Annotated in this window: 18 protein-coding genes; 10 read left to right on the top strand and 8 right to left on the bottom strand. The window is 72.8% G+C overall.

Annotation, left to right across the window (positions count from 1 at the left end):
- Positions 1 to 7: 7 nt before the first annotated feature.
- Together ACYBSK_RS18695 and ACYBSK_RS18700 are read left to right on the top strand one after the other, a co-directional pair.
- The gene (locus ACYBSK_RS18695) at positions 8 to 1,726 is read left to right on the top strand and encodes an adenine deaminase C-terminal domain-containing protein (RefSeq protein ID WP_460246916.1); all 1,719 of its coding nucleotides are present in this window, start codon (positions 8 to 10) and stop codon (positions 1,724 to 1,726) included.
- 232 nt (positions 1,727 to 1,958) lie between these two features.
- Positions 1,959 to 2,270, top strand: coding sequence for a WhiB family transcriptional regulator (locus tag ACYBSK_RS18700; protein ID WP_457478272.1), 312 nt, complete (start codon positions 1,959 to 1,961; stop codon positions 2,268 to 2,270).
- Between the two features lie 9 nt (positions 2,271 to 2,279).
- On the opposite strand, the gene ACYBSK_RS18705 is transcribed toward ACYBSK_RS18700, so the two are convergent.
- The 5 genes from ACYBSK_RS18705 to ACYBSK_RS18725 are packed head-to-tail and all read right to left on the bottom strand — an operon-like array spanning position 2,280 to position 8,214.
- Positions 2,280 to 3,626 (bottom strand): DUF3100 domain-containing protein, encoded by a 1,347-nt coding sequence (locus ACYBSK_RS18705; RefSeq protein WP_460246917.1) that lies wholly within the window; start codon positions 3,624 to 3,626, stop codon positions 2,280 to 2,282.
- Between the two features lie 4 nt (positions 3,627 to 3,630).
- Entirely contained in the window at positions 3,631 to 4,848 is a 1,218-nt protein-coding gene (locus ACYBSK_RS18710; protein WP_460246918.1) for a M20 family metallopeptidase, read from the bottom strand.
- Positions 4,849 to 4,858: 10 nt separating this feature from the next.
- Positions 4,859 to 6,415 carry an aldehyde dehydrogenase family protein gene (locus ACYBSK_RS18715; RefSeq protein WP_460246919.1) on the bottom strand — a complete coding sequence of 519 codons (1,557 nt, stop codon included), beginning with the start codon at positions 6,413 to 6,415 and terminating at the stop codon, positions 4,859 to 4,861.
- A gap of 13 nt (positions 6,416 to 6,428) precedes the next feature.
- On the bottom strand, positions 6,429 to 7,298 hold the full coding sequence (locus ACYBSK_RS18720) for an NAD(P)-dependent oxidoreductase (RefSeq protein ID WP_460246920.1): 870 nt from the start codon (positions 7,296 to 7,298) through the stop codon (positions 6,429 to 6,431).
- A gap of 31 nt (positions 7,299 to 7,329) precedes the next feature.
- Positions 7,330 to 8,214, bottom strand: coding sequence for a MurR/RpiR family transcriptional regulator (locus ACYBSK_RS18725; RefSeq protein ID WP_460246921.1), 885 nt, complete (start codon positions 8,212 to 8,214; stop codon positions 7,330 to 7,332).
- Between the two features lie 169 nt (positions 8,215 to 8,383).
- Here ACYBSK_RS18725 and ACYBSK_RS18730 point away from each other — a divergent pair, with 169 nt between their 5' ends.
- Positions 8,384 to 9,397, top strand: coding sequence for an enoyl-CoA hydratase/isomerase family protein (locus tag ACYBSK_RS18730; protein WP_460246922.1), 1,014 nt, complete (start codon positions 8,384 to 8,386; stop codon positions 9,395 to 9,397).
- Between the two features lie 96 nt (positions 9,398 to 9,493).
- On the opposite strand, the gene ACYBSK_RS18735 is transcribed toward ACYBSK_RS18730, so the two are convergent.
- Positions 9,494 to 9,973 carry a nucleoside deaminase gene (locus ACYBSK_RS18735; protein ID WP_460246923.1) on the bottom strand — a complete coding sequence of 160 codons (480 nt, stop codon included), beginning with the start codon at positions 9,971 to 9,973 and terminating at the stop codon, positions 9,494 to 9,496.
- A 27-nt stretch (positions 9,974 to 10,000) separates the two neighbouring features.
- The gene (locus ACYBSK_RS18740; RefSeq protein ID WP_460246924.1) at positions 10,001 to 10,147 is read right to left on the bottom strand and encodes a hypothetical protein; all 147 of its coding nucleotides are present in this window, start codon (positions 10,145 to 10,147) and stop codon (positions 10,001 to 10,003) included.
- A 192-nt stretch (positions 10,148 to 10,339) separates the two neighbouring features.
- Between ACYBSK_RS18740 and ACYBSK_RS18745 the strand changes: the two genes are divergently transcribed.
- Positions 10,340 to 10,756 carry an STAS domain-containing protein gene (locus tag ACYBSK_RS18745; protein ID WP_460246925.1) on the top strand — a complete coding sequence of 139 codons (417 nt, stop codon included), beginning with the start codon at positions 10,340 to 10,342 and terminating at the stop codon, positions 10,754 to 10,756.
- 319 nt (positions 10,757 to 11,075) lie between these two features.
- On the top strand, positions 11,076 to 11,558 hold the full coding sequence (locus tag ACYBSK_RS18750) for a hypothetical protein (RefSeq protein ID WP_460246926.1): 483 nt from the start codon (positions 11,076 to 11,078) through the stop codon (positions 11,556 to 11,558).
- A gap of 30 nt (positions 11,559 to 11,588) precedes the next feature.
- On the opposite strand, the gene ACYBSK_RS18755 is transcribed toward ACYBSK_RS18750, so the two are convergent.
- The gene (locus ACYBSK_RS18755; RefSeq protein WP_460246927.1) at positions 11,589 to 12,434 is read right to left on the bottom strand and encodes a prephenate dehydratase; all 846 of its coding nucleotides are present in this window, start codon (positions 12,432 to 12,434) and stop codon (positions 11,589 to 11,591) included.
- A gap of 192 nt (positions 12,435 to 12,626) precedes the next feature.
- Between ACYBSK_RS18755 and ACYBSK_RS18760 the strand changes: the two genes are divergently transcribed.
- The 5 genes from ACYBSK_RS18760 to ACYBSK_RS18780 all read left to right on the top strand — a co-directional run bounded on the left by ACYBSK_RS18760 (position 12,627) and on the right by ACYBSK_RS18780 (position 15,821).
- Positions 12,627 to 12,821 carry a hypothetical protein gene (locus tag ACYBSK_RS18760; protein WP_457478284.1) on the top strand — a complete coding sequence of 65 codons (195 nt, stop codon included), beginning with the start codon at positions 12,627 to 12,629 and terminating at the stop codon, positions 12,819 to 12,821.
- Positions 12,822 to 13,094: 273 nt separating this feature from the next.
- Positions 13,095 to 13,331, top strand: a complete 237-nt coding sequence (locus ACYBSK_RS18765; protein WP_457478285.1) for a hypothetical protein — start codon at positions 13,095 to 13,097, stop codon at positions 13,329 to 13,331.
- Positions 13,332 to 13,444: 113 nt separating this feature from the next.
- Positions 13,445 to 14,062, top strand: a complete 618-nt coding sequence (locus ACYBSK_RS18770; protein WP_460246928.1) for a hypothetical protein — start codon at positions 13,445 to 13,447, stop codon at positions 14,060 to 14,062.
- Between the two features lie 199 nt (positions 14,063 to 14,261).
- Positions 14,262 to 15,188 (top strand): alpha/beta hydrolase, encoded by a 927-nt coding sequence (locus ACYBSK_RS18775; protein ID WP_460246929.1) that lies wholly within the window; start codon positions 14,262 to 14,264, stop codon positions 15,186 to 15,188.
- An 84-nt stretch (positions 15,189 to 15,272) separates the two neighbouring features.
- A complete protein-coding gene (locus tag ACYBSK_RS18780; protein ID WP_457478288.1) occupies positions 15,273 to 15,821 on the top strand; it encodes a CGNR zinc finger domain-containing protein in 549 nt (182 codons plus the stop codon).
- Positions 15,822 to 15,857: the final 36 nt, after the last annotated feature.

Raw genomic sequence — 15,857 nt, forward strand, 5'->3', positions numbered from 1 at the left:
CGACCCCATGAGTGAGCAGCACGACCTCCGGATCAGCGGCGGGCGCGTGGTGTCCACCTTCACCGGCGAGGAGTTCGCCGCGGACGTCCTCGTGCGCGGCGACACGATCAGCGCCGTGCTGCCCCCGGGCACCCCGGCCGACGCCCGCGAGGAGATCGACGCGACCGGCATGCTGGTCGTCCCCGGCTTCGTCGACGCGCACATGCACATCGAGAGCGCGTTCCTGACGCCGCAGGAGTTCGCCGCCGTCACCCTGGCGCGCGGCACCACGACCGTCCTCGCCGACCCGCACGAGATCGTCAACGTCGCCGGGCGGGACGCCATGCGCTGGATGATCGACGCCGGCCGGGAGACCGCCCAGACCCAACTGTGGGGCGTGCCCTCCTGCGTGCCCGCCCTGGAGGGCCTGGAGCACGCGGGCGCCGCGCTGTCCGCCGACGACATCGCGGAGATGCTGCGCTGGCCCGGGGTCGTCGCGCTCGGCGAGGTCATGGACTACCGGGCCGTCGTCGCGGGCGACCGCCGCATGCACGAGATCACAGCCGCGGCCCGCGCGCAGGACGTCGTCCTGGACGGCCACTGCCCGAACCTCACCGGCGCCGAACTCAGCGCCTACCTCGCCACCGGCGTCGACTCCGACCACACCAAGAACCGCACCGAAGTGGTCCTGGAGAAGGCCCGCCTCGGCATGACGATGATGCTCCAGGAGAAGTGCCTGAACGAGGAGGTCGCCGCGGCGCTCCTCGCCCTGCCCCAGCTCCCGCCGCTGTGCCTGGTGACCGACGACCTCGCCGCCGACCACATCGTCGACCGGGGCCACCTCGACCACATCGCCCGCGTGGCCGTCGCCGCCGGATTCCCGCCGCACGTCGTCCTCAAGGCGCTGACCTGGACCCCGGCCCAGCGGCTGCGCCTGCACGACCGGGGCGTCGTCTCGCCGGGCAAGCGCGCCGACCTGGTGCTGCTGCGCGGCGAACTCGCCGCGTTCGACCCGGCGCTGGTGCTCTCCGGCGGCCGCGTGGTCGGCGAGAACGGGGCGCCCGCCCGCTCGGCGACGACACCCGACGCCACGGCCCTCGTCCCCCTCGACAGCCACGTCGACGTCGAGCCCCAGGACGCCGACACCTTCCGCTGGCACGTCGACCTGCCCGACGGCGCGCACACCTTCCGCGCCATGCGGGTCAACGAACGGGACACCTACACCGAAGCGGCGGAGATCCAACTCCCGGTCCAGGGCGGCGAGGTCTGCTGGGAGGGCCGCGCCACCGTCGTCCGCGTCCGCAACCGCTACGGGCGCGACGGGGCGGTCTTCGCGCCCCTGCTCGGCCGCGACCTGGCCGAGGGCGCCGTCGCCTCGACGTACGCCCACGACAGCCACAACCTCCTGACCATCGGCACCTCCCGCGCCGCCATGGCCGCCGCCGCGAGCACGGTCGTCGCGGACGGGGGAGGCGTGGCGGTGGTACGCGGCGCGGCGGGCGGCACGGTCGCGGCCCGCATGCCGCTGCCCGTGGGCGGCGTGCTCTCCGCCCTCCCGGCCGGTGACGTCGCCGACCAGGCGGCCGCCGTACGGGCGGCGTTGGAGGACTGGGGCTGGCGCCACCTCAACCCGTTCATGAGCGTGTCGACCCTGACCCTCGCCGTGTCACCCGCCCTCAAGATCACCGACCGGTCCCTGATCGACGTCGTACGCCGCGAACCGGTGGGGGCGACGGCGGCGAACTGACCTGCTCCACCACGGTTCGCGCGCAAGCGCCGTGACGACCTCAAGGAGGCCGTCACGGCGCTTTTTCGTTGTGCAACCGCGGGCAACCGCCCGCAACCGCACGGCTTTTGTCCGTTTCCAAGCCGCAATTGACCGTGTGTTCAAGAGGGGTGGGGTGCGCGAGCTGCACGTATGGCCTAAAGTGACGACTCGACTACGCTGAGAGGCGACACGGGAAAAGGGGGCGGGAGAAGTGCGCGACGAGCAGGTTTCCTGGTGGGAACGGGCGGAATGCCGCACGACGGACCCCGACGAGTTGTTCGTCGAGGGTGCCGCGCAGAGCAGCGCCAAGCGCATCTGCGCGGGCTGCGTGATCAAGACCGAGTGCCTGGCCCACGCGCTGGACCAGCGGATCCAGCACGGGGTGTGGGGCGGCATGACCGAGCGCGAGCGCCGCGCGCTGCTGCGCCGCCGGCCGACCGTCACCTCGTGGCGGCGACTGCTGGAGGCCGCCCGCGCGGAGCACGAGCGGCCTCTCGGCAGGGAACACGCACGGGTGTCGTGAGGGGGCCGCTCAGCCCCACGCCCCCAGCGTGAACTCGGCGATGACCACCGACAGCAGGAACGACGCGCTGATGGCGACGAGCCCGACGGGGACGATCTTCCAGCCGATGCGGCGCAGCAGCGGAAGATCCTTGCCGAGCGAGAGCCCGGCGAGCGTCAGCATGATCGTGGCGATGGACAGGAAGTCCACCGACGACACCAGCCGGTTCAGCGTGTCCGAGGCGAAGAACCACGGACTGGAGACGTACGCGCCGACGGTGGTGATCCACACGATCGCCGAGATCTTCCGGCTGACCCTGGCCAGCACGAGACCGACCACGACCAGCGCCAGCAGCACCGCGTAACCGCCGATGATGTCGAGGCTCAGGTGCCCGGCCGCGACGGACGCGGTGCCGATGCCCAGCACCGTCAGCACACCGAGCGAGAGCCACAGCGGCAGCTTGATCTCACCGGCCGCCGACGCCACCTGCTCACGGAACGCCCGGTTCTCCGCCGCGCTGCGCTCGTCCACGACCGCCTCCTCCTCGCAGGCATCGGCGGCGTCCGCGCGCCAACGCCGCGTCAGGAACCGGTAGAACCGGTCGGCCAGCGGCAGCGCCACATAGATGCCGACGTACACGCCGAGGATCGTCGTGATCAGGTTGGACACCGCGGCCATGCCGAGGATCGCCTGCTCGTCACCGGGGTAGGCGGCCACGATGCTCGCCGAGGACGCCGCCATCATCGACCCGGAGCCGACACCGGCGCCCATCGCGAGAGCCAGCGGGTCGAAGATGTTCCAGTTCGACACCAGCGACGTCAGCAGCGTGATGAACACGGCGCCGAACATCGTGCCGAACACGTACATGGCGAGGACGCCGCGGTACTGGTCCGAGTCCGGCCCGTACTTCTCCGACACCATCGCGAACGACGGCTCCCGGTCCAGCGAGAACGTGGCACCCACCGTCGCCTTGCCCATGCGCAGCAGCACGGCGAGCGGCAGCGCGATGGCGACCGTGCCGAGCAGATGCCCGATCTCCTGGAGCAGCAGCGCCGGACCGGCGTCGGCGAGCGTCGGCAGGCTCGGCCCGATGTTGAACGCCAGCCGGGCGACCAGGATCATCACGGCCACGCCGACGAGCGCCGACGCCACCTTCTGGAGGTCGATGCCGAGCGGCCGGAACTTCTGGATCGACACCAGCAGGCCCAGCAGCAGGCCCCACACCATCGGGAAGATGATGATCGAGCCGATGCCCAGGTCGATGTCGAGTTCCCCGATGAACTGCACGACCAGCGCGATGACCAGGGCGAGTCCGGCGATGGGGAGAGTCTGCCGCGTCCTGCTGTCGCGGTCGCTCCGCTTGAGGAGGGTGGTCATGCCGTCACCCGGCCCTTCTGATGTCACGGTGGTAGGCGGCGTCGACGAACCGGGCACGCTGCTCCGGATCGCCCGCCGCGTCGACGACGGTCCAGGCGAGCGCACGCGCCGCCTCCAGCATCAGTTCGTACGCCGCGTCGGTGTCGGCGACGGCCGCGAACCCGTGGGAGTGGATCGGTACCTCGGCCCCCGGGATGCTCAGCCAGGGATGCAGGCTCGGGATGACCTGGCTGACGTTGCCCATGTCCGTCGACCCGCCGCCGAGCCGGCCGCTGGAGGAGGTGTCCCGGCCGAACGACTCCATCGCCGCCGTCCAGTACCCGGCCAGCGCGTCGTCCTGCACGAGCGGCTCGTACAGCGGCTCGGTCGCCTCGATGACCACCTCGGTGCCGCTCGCGAGGGCGGCGCCCTCGAAGCAGCGCCGCACCCGGGCGAGGAGCGCCTCGTACTCGGGCAGCGTGAACGCCCGGCACTCGAAGTCGACGACCGCCCGCTCCGGGATGATGTTGGTGGCCACGCCGCCCTCGGACACGAACAGCGCCACCCGGTGGTCACCGGGGATCTGCTGGCGCAGCAGCCCGACGGCGACCTGGGCGAGCGTCGCGCCGTCGGCGGCGTTGACGCCCTGGTGCGGCGCGGCCGCCGCATGCGCGGCATGCCCGGAGAACACGGCCCGGTAGCGGCCGACCGCCTGCGCCGTCGTGCCCGCCGGGTTGTACGAGACACCGTCCTGCACCGGGTGCACCATCAGCGCGAGACCCACGCCGTCGAACGCGCCCGCCTCCAGCAGCAGCGACTTGCCGCCGCCGTGCTCCTCGGCGGGCGTGCCGATCGCCTTCAGCGTGATGCCCAGTTCGTCGACGTGCGGCGCCAGGGCGAGCGCCGCCGCCACCGACGCGCCCGCGATCAGATTGTGCCCGCAGGCGTGGCCCACGTCGGGCAGCGCGTCGTACTCGACGCACAGCGCCACGGTCAGGTCGCCGCTGCCCACGCTCGCCGTGAACGCGGTGGGCAGACCGCCCGTGCCGTGCTCGACGGTGAACCCGCCCTTGGCGAGCAGCGCGGTGACCGCGGCAGCGGACTCGGTCTCCGCGAAGGAGAGTTCGGGGCGGGCGTGCAGGCCGCGCGCCAGCGCCAGCACCTGCCCCTCCCACCGGGAGACACCCTCGGAGGTGTCCTTCTTGAGTCGGTCGCCTTCCACGGCGACGGTGCTCTGGCTCATCGGGGACTCCTCAGTAGCTCAGCGACGGGAACGGGGAACCGGCGGCCCGCGTAGGGGTCCACACGGCCTTGGTCTGCGTGTACTCGTCCAGCACGCCGGGCCCCGAGGAGCGCCCGTGCCCCGAGTCGCCGAACCCGCCGAAGGGCACGGCGACGTGAATGGTCTTGTACGAGTTGATCCAGAAGGTGCCGGCCTTCACGGCGCGGGCCACGTGGTGGGCGCGCGCCACGTCCTGCGTCCACACCGCGCCCGCCAGGCCGAAGTCGGTGGCGTTGGCGCGGGCGATGGCCTCGGCCTCGGTGAAGAAGGTGTCGGCGCCGACCACCGGGCCGAACACCTCGGTCGTCTCCAGGACGTTGGCCGGGCTCACCCCGTCCAGCACCGTCGGCAGCACCCAACGCCCGTCCGCGAGCGCCGAGTTGGCGACCCCGTCCGGCAGGCTCGTCCCCGTGGCGCGCCGCGCTCCGTCCTCGATGCCCGCTTCGACGAGCCGGTTGACGGTGGCGAACTGCGCCTCTGTGATGATGGGGCCGACCTCGGTGCCCGGGTCGAGGGGGTCGCCGACCCGCAGCCGGGCCGCCCGCTCGGCGACGCGCGCCACGAACTCGGCGTGCACCGACCGCTCCACCAGCAGCCGCGAACCCGCCACGCACGACTGCCCGGCGCCCGAGAAGATCGCGGACACCGCGCCGTCCGCGGCCCGGTCCAGGTCCGCGTCGGCGAACACGATGTTGGCGCTCTTGCCGCCGAGTTCGAGCACGGTCGGAATGCCCGCGCCCGCCGCCGCGACGGCGACCCGCCGCCCCGTGCCGACCGAGCCGATGAACGACACCTTGCCCACGCGCTTGTCGGTGGTGAGCGTCGCGCCGACGGTGGAGCCGAGCCCCGTGGCGACGTTGAACACACCGTCCGGCAGCCCCGCCCGGTGCGCCAGCTCCGCGAGGCGCAGCGTGGAGGCGGGCGTGAACTCGCTGGGCTTGACGATCACCGCGTTGCCCGCGGCGAGCGGCGCCGCCGAGTTCCAGCCCCCGGTGAACAGCGGCGCGTTCCACGGCGTGATCGCCACGACGACACCCCACGGGACCCGCTCGGTGTACGTGTGCCAGTTGCCCGGCACCGGGATGGTGTGCCCGAGCAGCTTGTCCGCCCAGCCCGCGTAGTAGCCGAACATCTCGGCGACCTTCGCCGCCTCGACGCGCGTGTCACGGATCGGCTTGCCCGTGGTGGCGGACTCCAGCGCCGCCAGCTCCTCGACGTGCTGGGCGACCGTGCGGGACACCTCGCGCAGGATCGCCGCCCGCTCGAAGGGATCCGTGGCGGCCCACACCTCGGCGCCGCGCACCGCGCTCGCGAGGACGGCCTCGGCGCCCTCCGTGCCGGCGTCGGCGTAGTCGACCACCCACTCCGACGTGGCGGCGGACGTGAGGCGGACGGCCTCGCCGCGGCCCGGGAGGACCTGGCCGTCGACGAACGAACCGAGGCCCCGCGGGAAGTGGGCGTCGAGGGCCGCGCGGGCCGTGGCGGCACCGGACGTGGCCGAGGCGATCGAGAAGGTCGTGCTGTTCATGGTGCGTCGGTCCTTAAGCCGTGAGGGACGGTGCGACGGTACGGGCGATCTCGGAGAAGTCGGCGGCCGGCCCCAGGTCGGCCAGCGCCTCCTGCCACCGCTCGCTCGCGGCGGCCAGCAGCCGGGGCGACTCGCCGCGCTGCTCGGCGGTCTCGACCGCGAGGGCGGCGTCGCGCGCCATCAGGCCGAGCGAGAACCCCGAGTCGTAGGTGCCGCTGAGCACCCAGTCCGGGTACATCGCGGCGGAGGCCCTGCTGGCGCCGGACGCGCCGCTGATGCCCGCGGCGGAGGCGGCCGGGTCGACGCCGAAGGCCTTGGCGACGGCGAGGGCCTCGCCGACCGCGACGAGGTTGACCGCGGCCAGCATGTTGTTGAGCAGCTTCACCACGTTGCCCGAGCCCGGCCCGCCGAGGTGCCGGTACTGGCCGCCGGTGAGGGCGTCGAGGACGGGCCGCGCCGCGTCCAGGGCGTCCGCCTCGGCGCCGACGAACGCGGTGAGGCGACCGGCCACGGCGCCGGTGCGGCCACCGGACACGGGCGCGTCGACGAACGACACACCCTGCCGCGCGGCGAGGGCGGCGCACGCCGCGGAGGTGTCGGGCTCCGACGTCGTGGTGTCGACCACGGCCACCGTGCCGGGCTTGCCCAGCAGCACGGGCAGGCTCGCCTCCACGACCTTCGCCGACGGCAGCGACAGCACCACGTACGGCGTCCCGGCCACCTCCTCCAGCGAGTCGACGGCGTCCACCCCCGCCTCCAGGGCGGCGGCCCGCGCCTCGGCGGAGGGATCGAACCCGCGGACCCGCCAGCCGGCCGTCACCAGCGCCGTGGCCATGGCGCCACCCATCGACCCGAGGCCGACGACGGCGATCTGCTTACTCATCTGTGCTCCTTGAGGGGGCTCGGTCCAGGTCTCAGTCGAGATAGATGTCGAGGTCGCGCCAGAGCTGCTGGGTGCGGCGGATCGCCGCACGGCTGCGCTCCGGCCGCGCCTCCTGCATCCCGGCGAGCAGCCCGTAGACGACCGAGGTGGTGGCGGTGACGGACTGGAAGAACGAGATGCCTTCGGACGGCACGATCAGCAGGTGGTCGGCGATCGAGGTGGCGAGCCGGCCGCGCCGCATGTCGGTGATCGCGACGACGGTGGCTCCGGCCTCGTGGGCGGCCTCCGCGGCGGCGATGATGTGCTTCGTCGAGCGCCACATGTTGACGACGACGAGGACATCGCCGGGGCCGACGCTGTTCACGGCCGAGGCCAGGTGCACGCCCGCCCGGTTCTCCAGCGTGATCGGGTAGCCCATCGTGGAACCGAGGTGGGCCATCACCGCGGCGGGACCGGCGAACGACCCGAGACCGATCACGAGGATCGAGCGGGCCTCGGCGAGCGCCGCGATCGTGGCCTCGGCCTCGGTCGCGGAGTTGCTCTCCAGGGTCTGGCGCAAGTTGTCGAGATCGCGGGTGAGCGCGTCGTGCAGCGGGCTGCGGTGCTCCCCGTGCTCGACGAGGGTGTCCTCGGTGGAGATGTGCACGAGGTAGCGTGCCCGCAGCTCCCGTTGCAGGTCGGGCCAGCCCTGATAGCCCAGGGACTGCGCGGTCCGGACGACCGTGGAGCTGTTCACGTCGGCGCGCTCCGCGATCTGCGCGATCTCGGCGTACGAGGCGAGCTGCGGGTTGCGCACGATGACGTCGGCGACGCGGGTCTGCGCCTTGGACAGGGGCACGTCGGGCAGGGCGTCGCCCAGCCAGTGCCGGTCGGGGGACGGGTCCTGGGACTGGGGGGTGTCGCGAGGTGTGGGCACGGGCGTTGCTTCCTGGGAGAACGAGCAATCTGCAAGTGCGATTGCAGAACCGTACCTCGCAATTTGAATTGCGTGAACCCCTTCTTTGCAGGTGAGACACCTGGAGGGCGGATCACGGCGCAAGTGATAGAGATGGTCCAGCCGTGATCTTCACCGGAAGGGATCCCCGTTGAGCTCCGACGCAGCCCCCGTCCTGCTGTCCCGTGAGGGACGCGCCGCGTACCTCACCCTGAACCGGCCCCGGGCCCTGAACTCCCTCACCCACGCGATGCTGCGGTCCGTCGCGCAGGCGCTCGACACCTGGGAGGACGACCCCGACGTCCACACCGTCGTCCTGCGCGGCGCGGGGGAGCGGGGCCTGTGCGCGGGCGCCGACATCCGGCTCTTCCACGACGACGCGCGCAGCGGTGACCACCATGCCTCGCAGGCGTTCCTGCGCGACGAGTACCGGCTCAACTCCCGGATCGCGCACTACCCGAAGCCGTACGTCGCCGTCATGGACGGCATCGTCATGGGCGGCGGTGTCGGCCTCTCCGCGCACGGCGGCATCCGTGTCGTCACCGAGCGCTCGAAGGTCGCGATGCCCGAGGTCGGCATCGGTCTGGTCCCCGACGTCGGCGGCACCTACCTGTTCACCCGCGCGCCCGGTCACCTCGGCACCCATCTCGCACTCACGGGCGTGGCCGTCGGCGCCGCCGACGCCGTCCTGTGCGGCCTCGCCGACCACTTTGTCCCGTCGGACGCGCTGCCCCAACTCCTCGACGAGCTGGCCGAGTCGGCGCCGGAGGAGGCCGCCGCGCGGCACACGGCACAGGCCCCGCCCGGCGTGCTCGCCGAGCAGCGCTCCTGGATCGACACGTGCTACGCCGCCGACACGGCCGAGGAGATCGTCGAGCGGCTCTTCGCGACGGGGGAGACCGCGGCGAAGGAGGCCGCGGAGACGATTCTGTCGCGGTCGCCCATGGCGGTGAAGGCCACGCTGGAGACGTTGCGGCGGGCGGCGCGGCTCGACACGTTGGAGCAGGCGCTGGAGCAGGAGTACCGCGTGATCTGTGCGGCGCTGCACACCCACGACCTGCCCGAGGGCATCCGCGCCCAGATCATCGACAAGGACCGCACCCCCCACTGGTCCCCACGGACCCTCCCCGAGGTCACCCCGCAGGACGTGGCCCGCTACTTCTGACCTCGGGTCTCCTCAATCGCCGGAGGGGCTCCAAATGGAGCCCCTCCGGCGATTGAGGAGCGGGGGTCCGGGGGGCGGAGCCCCTGGGAAGGTGTGTCAGGAACCCTGCGCCAGGCGCCGGTGCAGCTCCCGCACCGCGGGGACGAGCGCGTCCACCGGCCCCTCCACCCGCACGGAGGGCGCCACCTCCGCCACGGGCAGCGCCGCCACCGGCGCCCCCGGCCGCCCCCACTCGGCCAGCCACCCGACCAACTGCGCCGACGACGCCACGTAGACGATCCGCCCGAGCCCCACCCACGCGTGCGCCGCCGCACACATCGGACAGTGCTCACCGGACGTGTAGACCGTGGCTCCCGCCCGCTCCTCGGGCGTCAGCCGCTCTGCCGCCCACCGCGCGAGCTCGAACTCGGGATGCCGTGTCCGGTCCCCACCGGCGACGCGATTGCGGTCCTCCGCGCGCACCTTCCCCGCCGCGTCCACCAGCACGGAGCCGAACGGCTCGTCCCCCGCGTCCAGCGCCTCCTCCGCCAGCTCTACGCACCGGCGCAGATGCTCCAGCTCCCGTTCCTCCACCAACGACCTCTCCCACTCTCCGTACGGAAATCAACTCCCGGCCATCCTGTCAGCGCCAGCGAGGTACATCACCGCGGCGAGCGCGAGGCCGACCGGGAGCGAGACGTCCGTGCCGCCCGCGACCCCGCCGAGCGGCCCGACGAACTGCCCCGGCAGATTCGTGAACAGCAGTGCCACGCACGCCGACACCAGCGACTTCTTGACGGCGTGAAAGTTCTGCCCCGAAAGGTAGCGCGCTGGTCAGCGCGTCCGGCGGCGCTGGTGGATCACCGCGAGGGACGATCGGCAGGAGTGGAGTGGTGCGGAGGGGGTAGGCGCGCGCCCGGGGCGCTGGACGTGAAATGCGCGCCGTTGGCTGAAGGGACGGACATGGGGCAGTCTCGGGTGCGGTTCCCGGTGCGCTGGGAGGACGGGGGCGTCCTGGTCGTCCAGGTCGTGGGCCGGTTCGACGCCGAGGCCGCGACGGAGCTGGCCGGACTGATGGGCCGCTTGGACGCCACCGGCGAGTCCGGCCTCGTGGTCGACTTCCACGACGTCGAGGACTGCGCGGCCGACGGGGCGCGGACGTTCGTCGGGGCGGGCGTGGACATGACGGCGCGCGGCGGCGCGCTCGCGGTCGCGGCGGACGCGACCGTGCGGGCGGTGCTGCTCTCCGCGGGGTCGGACCGGCTGCCGCTCGGCGTCCACGAGGACGCGGCCGCCGCCGTCGACGTGGTGTCGCGCTGGGCGCGGGACGGATTCGGGGACAGCGGCGCCGACGCGGGCTCGGGTTCCGCTCTGCGCTAGGGCCCTTCTGACGGATCAGGCTGGGCCCGGGAGGCCGCATCGTTCGGCTCCGCGAGCGGGGTCTGGTGCGTGCAGCTGCAAGGCGGAGGAGGGCGACAACGCGGAGCGTTGGCAACCGACGACAACGCAGCAGATGTGCGTGCCAGGGCCCGCGACTCCAGCAAGATCCGTCAGAAGGGCCCTAGAGCCTGCCGTTTGGCTCAGGCCGGACAGGCGTGGTCGACGTGCCCCGGCGCGCGGTGAAACGGCGTGATCTGACGCTGACGCGGCCGGACGGCGCGGTGCACCGTGGACCGGTGACGCGCAGGGGAGGGTTGTCGTGAGCGCCAGGGTTCGGGACGTGGTGCGGGACGTCATCGTCGACGTGGCGCCGGACGAGGTGCTGCCGCTCGACCGGCTGGCGGCCCTGGACGAGACGCAGGTGACGCGCCTTTTCGCGCGGCGGGCCGACGGCGGTGACGGCGGGCCGCGGCGACCGGGAGACGTCGATGTGACGGGACCGCTCACGCCGGTGGTGTGGACGGCGGTGACCGAGGCGGTCGGCAGCGCGGGCCCTGCGTCCCCTCGGCGCGCGAGGCGGCCGGCCCCGTTCGTGCGGCTGCTCGCCCCGTTCCGCCGCCCGCCCCGCCCACCGGCGTACGTTCCGCCCCTGTGCGCGGAACAACTCGACGTCGTGGGCGAGCGGGTGCGGGAACGGGTACGGCAGGCGCGGCTGGGCGAGGACGCGGCCGCGACCGTGGCGGCCGCCGTGGTGTCCCGGCTGGCACTGGAGGCGGAACGGCCCGCCCGCACGAGCCGTTGACGGGGGAAAGGTTCCGGTCAGGGAGCCGGGTCAGCCGTTGCGCTGCCCCAGGCGGTGGGGGTGCGCGGGGTAGACGCCGAGCAGGCGCACCTCGGAGGAGAAGAAGCGCAACTCCTGGAGGGCCAGGTCGACATGGGGCTGGTCGGGGTGCCCCTCGATCTCGACGTAGAAGCAGCTGGGGTGCACACCGGCGCCCAGCTGATAGCTCTCGATCTTGGTGAGGTTCACGGCGTTGCTGGCGAAGCCGCCGAGCGCCTTGTACAGGGCGCTGGGGATGTTCCGCACGGCGAAGAACAGGCTCGTCATCGTCGGCTCGTCCGTGACGGGACCGATCACCGCGTCCCGGGACAGGACGACGAACCGCGTGGTGTTGTCCGGGTCGTCCTCCACGCCCGCCCGCAGCACCTCGAGACCGTAGTGCCCGGCCGCGGCGGGCGGTGCGAGCGCCGCGTGCCGTACGTCGCCCAGCTCGGCCACCTCGCGGGCCGCGCCCGCCGTGTCGTCGCTGACGCGCGTACGCCAGCCGCCCTCGCGCAGCAGCTTGCGGCACTGCCCGAGTGCGTGCACATGGCTGCGGACGCACTCGACGTCGTCGAGTGTCGCGCCGGGAACGCCCATCAGGTCGAAGTGGATGGCGTGGAAGTACTCGCCGATCACGAACAGCCCGGATTCCGGCAGCAGGTGGTGCACGTCGGCGACGCGTCCGGCCGCCGAGTTGTCGACCGGGATGACCGCCAGGTCGGCGGTGCCGAGGGTCACCGCGTCCAGCGCCTGCTCGAAGCTGGTGCAGGGCACCTCCGCGCTGCCGGGGTAGAGGCGCTGGGTGGCGGCCGCCGAGTTGGACCCGGGTTCACCCTGATATGCGGCGGTCGTCACTGCTTGCCTTCCTGCTGAACGGAGCTGCTGAGGGCGGGCGCCCGGCACGCCCGGCATCGTCTCATGAGGTCCCGTGCACGCCCACATGTGACCGCGTCACCGTCTTGACAGGTTACTCCCCAGGGGTCAGGCTGGGAGTCGTCCAGCCGCACCAGGCTCGACCAAGCCCTGAAGTGGATGTGGAGGCGGACCATGTACGACGAAGCCACGCCGGACGCCGCGGCTCAGGCCCGGCACGCGCACTACGGCACGCTCCCCGAGCGGATCCGTTTCGAGGACATGACCACGGAGGTGGAGTCCGCCCCCGACACCCGGACCCACCACGCGTTCAACCCGGAAGGGGCCTGGAACCAGTACTCGTGCCTGGCCCTGGACCTCGGTCTGTGAACAGGGGCGCCGTCTGCCGCTCCGCGTAGCCCGCCTCCCGCAGGCGCGGGACGCGGGCCTGCGGTCGCGGGCCCACCCCGGCCGGTCACCCGTTCGGCCCTCACCGCGCTGACCGGCGCATTCCGCCGCGACGCGGTGAAGGGTCCCAGAGGGCGGGCGCAGGGGGCCGTGATCCGGCGCAGGTGCCGCGCGGCCGACAGGTACGGCCCGCATGTCAGGGGTACCGGGAAGAGCCAGCTCTTTCCAACGAACCTTCCAGAGGGGGCACCTGACATGACAACACCTGCACCGGACTGTGTCGTCCTCGACATTCCGCAGGGACTGCGCCTCGACCTCCTGGGCCTCGTCGTCGAGGTCGGCCAGGTCCGGATCGTCGCCGACCGGTCCGGCCTGCTCGGCGGCCTCATCGCTTCGCTGACGTGCGGCGGTGGCGCCGCCGCGGCGCAGAGCCTGGAGGCCATGGCGCAGATGCTGCGGGCCCAGGAGGAAGCCGCCGAGAGCCACGCCTGATCGAGGCCGGACCGGGGCCGGTTGTCACTGTGCGTATTGCTCCGGTTGCGCGTGGTGTGTGCTGCTCGCAGGGTTGCGGAGAGCACCACTCGACAACCGCGAAAAGGTAGATCATGCGTATTTCCCGGAAAGCCGGCCTCCTCGCCTCCACCACCCTGTGCGGAGCCCTCGCACTCGGCACGGCGGGCCCGGCCTTCTCCTCGGTGACGGACTCGCCGGCCCACAGCGCATCCGCCGCCGCCCCGGTCCCGGGCGCGGACGCGCTCACGAAGCAGAACGACGCGCTCGCGGGAGCGGGTGACGTCCTGGAGCCGGTGACCGACCTTGTCGCCGATGTCCTCAAGGCGCCGGACGGGAAGCTGCCCCAGGAGGACGCCACCGAGCACGCGGCCGACGTCAAGGAGGCCCTCGACGGCCTCACGGCGGACGCGAAGGCCACGACCGACAAGGCCGCCGGTACGTCCGGCAGCGACGTGCAGGCCCCCGGCCCCGAGCTCGTCGCGAAGGCGGCGGCGGACCTCCAGACCAAGGTGGACGCCCTGATCAAGGCCTCCTCCGCGGGTGACGCGAAGGCCACCGCCGCCGCGCTCCAGGCGACGCTCACGGGCACGGTCAACGTGGTCGTCGCGATCGTCCTCGGCGGTGACCTGCCGGCCCCGGACCTGGAGGGGCTGCCCAAGCTGCCGGCGCTGCCGGGCGTGTCCCCGGCGGAGACGCTGCCGTCGCTGTAGGCGCCCGGAGCGACGCGAGGTGAGGGGCCGGCCCGTCGAGGGCCGGCCCCTCCTTCTGCGTTCTCGGCCGGGACACGTGTGAGGGGGAAGGTTCCTTCCCCGGCAGAAACCTGTCTCTTTTCGCTCGTCGGATCCGGGGCGATCGTGGAGCCGTTCCCCAGAACGCTCCACACCCCACGGACCCTCCGAGGAGACCTCCATGTCCCAGACCAGCGTCAGCTTCGACAGCGCCGGCATCCGGATCGCCGCGCACCTGTACACCCCCGACACCCCGGCAGGCGGCCCCCGCCCGGCCCTCGTCGTCGGCCACCCCGGCACCGGCGTCAAGGAGCAGACGTCCGGCACCTACGCGCGGCGGATGGCGGAGCGCGGATTCGTCGCCCTCGCCTTCGACGCCGCCCACCAGGGCGAGTCCGGGGGACTGCCCCGCGGCCTGGAGGACCCCGCGCAGCGCGTGGAGGACTTCAAGGCCGCCGTCTCCTACCTGACCACCCGCGACGACGTCGACGCCGACCGCATCGGCCTGCTGGGCATCTGCGCGTCGGGCGGCTATGCGCTGTCCGCCACCGGCGGCGACCACCGTGTCCGGGCCGTCGCCACCGTCAGCGGTGTCGATGTCGCCCGCCAGTTCCGGCTCGGCGCCGACGGCACACAGGACCCGGCTGTCTTCCAGGGGCTGCTGGACGCCGCCGCTCGGGCCCGCACCGCCGCGGCGCGCGGCGCGGACGCCGGAGTGCTGACCATGTTCCCCGAGACCGCGCGACAGGCGGGCGAACTCGGCGGCGAGCACGGGGTGGAGGGCTACGAGTACTACTGCACCCCGCGCGGCGAGCACGAACGCTCGGCGAAGTTCCTCGCCTGGGAGAGCCTCGACAAGCTCGCCTTCTTCGACGCCTTCCACGCCGTCCCGCTGATCGGCCCGCGCCCTCTGCTCCAGATCGTCGGCACCCGCGCCGTCACCTCCTGGATGGCCGTGGACGTCCACCAGCGGGCCACCGGCCCGAAGCAACTCCACTGGATCGACGGCGCCAGCCACGTCGACCTCTACGACAAGAAGGAAGCCGTCGACCCGGCCGTCGACAAGCTCGCCGCGTTCTTCACCACGCACCTCGGCACGCAGGTGTGACCCGCTCGGCACGGGCGCCGGGGGTGGGGCGGGGCGCCCGGACGAGGCATTGCACATTCACCAGTCACCTGTCAACATGGTGACGTGAACCATGCCTTTCCCTGCGGGACGCTCCCACTCGACTTCGTCGGCACTCTGCGCGCGCGGCGCAACGAGGAGCCGACCGAGAAGCTCGCGACGCCCGAACTGCTCGACGACTGGTTCGTCGAGTCGGAGATGCTCGACGGGCCGCCCCACGCGGACGAGGTCGATCTGGAGACCGCGATCGACCTGCGCGAAGCGATCTACCAGCTGGTGGCGGCGCGCCTCGCGGGCGAGGCCCTGCCCGCCGCCGACGTCGCCGAGGTGAACCGGTGCGCCGCCGGGCTGCCCGTGAAGGTGCAGCTCGGCCCCGACGGAGTGCGGCACACCGGTTCCGTCTCCCAGGGTCTGGCGACCCTCGCCCGCGCGACGGTCGAGATCCTCGGCGGCGACGAGGCGGCACTGCTGCGCGAGTGCGCCCGCCCCGAGTGCACCCAGGTCTACCTCGACCGCTCGCGCGGCCACCGCCGCGAGTGGTGTGCCATGCGCACCTGCGGAAACCGGGTCAAGGCCGCGGCGTACCGCGCCCGCAAGAGCACCGCGGGCGCCTGAGAACCCGACGCCGAACCACCACCGCCGCGCGTGACC

Source organism: Streptomyces sp. BYX5S (assembly GCF_054724165.1).

Excerpts from the sequence above, each read along its gene's own strand:
- ACYBSK_RS18695 (WP_460246916.1), top strand. The coding sequence starts at position 8 with ATGAGTGAGCAGCACGACCTCCGGATCAGCGGCGGGCGCGTGGTGTCC.
- ACYBSK_RS18705 (WP_460246917.1), bottom strand. The coding sequence starts at position 3,626 with ATGACCACCCTCCTCAAGCGGAGCGACCGCGACAGCAGGACGCGGCAG.
- ACYBSK_RS18710 (WP_460246918.1), bottom strand. The coding sequence starts at position 4,848 with ATGAGCCAGAGCACCGTCGCCGTGGAAGGCGACCGACTCAAGAAGGAC.
- ACYBSK_RS18715 (WP_460246919.1), bottom strand. The coding sequence starts at position 6,415 with ATGAACAGCACGACCTTCTCGATCGCCTCGGCCACGTCCGGTGCCGCC.
- ACYBSK_RS18720 (WP_460246920.1), bottom strand. The coding sequence starts at position 7,298 with ATGAGTAAGCAGATCGCCGTCGTCGGCCTCGGGTCGATGGGTGGCGCC.
- ACYBSK_RS18745 (WP_460246925.1), top strand. The coding sequence starts at position 10,340 with ATGGGGCAGTCTCGGGTGCGGTTCCCGGTGCGCTGGGAGGACGGGGGC.
- ACYBSK_RS18760 (WP_457478284.1), top strand. The coding sequence starts at position 12,627 with ATGTACGACGAAGCCACGCCGGACGCCGCGGCTCAGGCCCGGCACGCG.
- ACYBSK_RS18765 (WP_457478285.1), top strand. The coding sequence starts at position 13,095 with ATGACAACACCTGCACCGGACTGTGTCGTCCTCGACATTCCGCAGGGA.
- ACYBSK_RS18770 (WP_460246928.1), top strand. The coding sequence starts at position 13,445 with ATGCGTATTTCCCGGAAAGCCGGCCTCCTCGCCTCCACCACCCTGTGC.
- ACYBSK_RS18775 (WP_460246929.1), top strand. The coding sequence starts at position 14,262 with ATGTCCCAGACCAGCGTCAGCTTCGACAGCGCCGGCATCCGGATCGCC.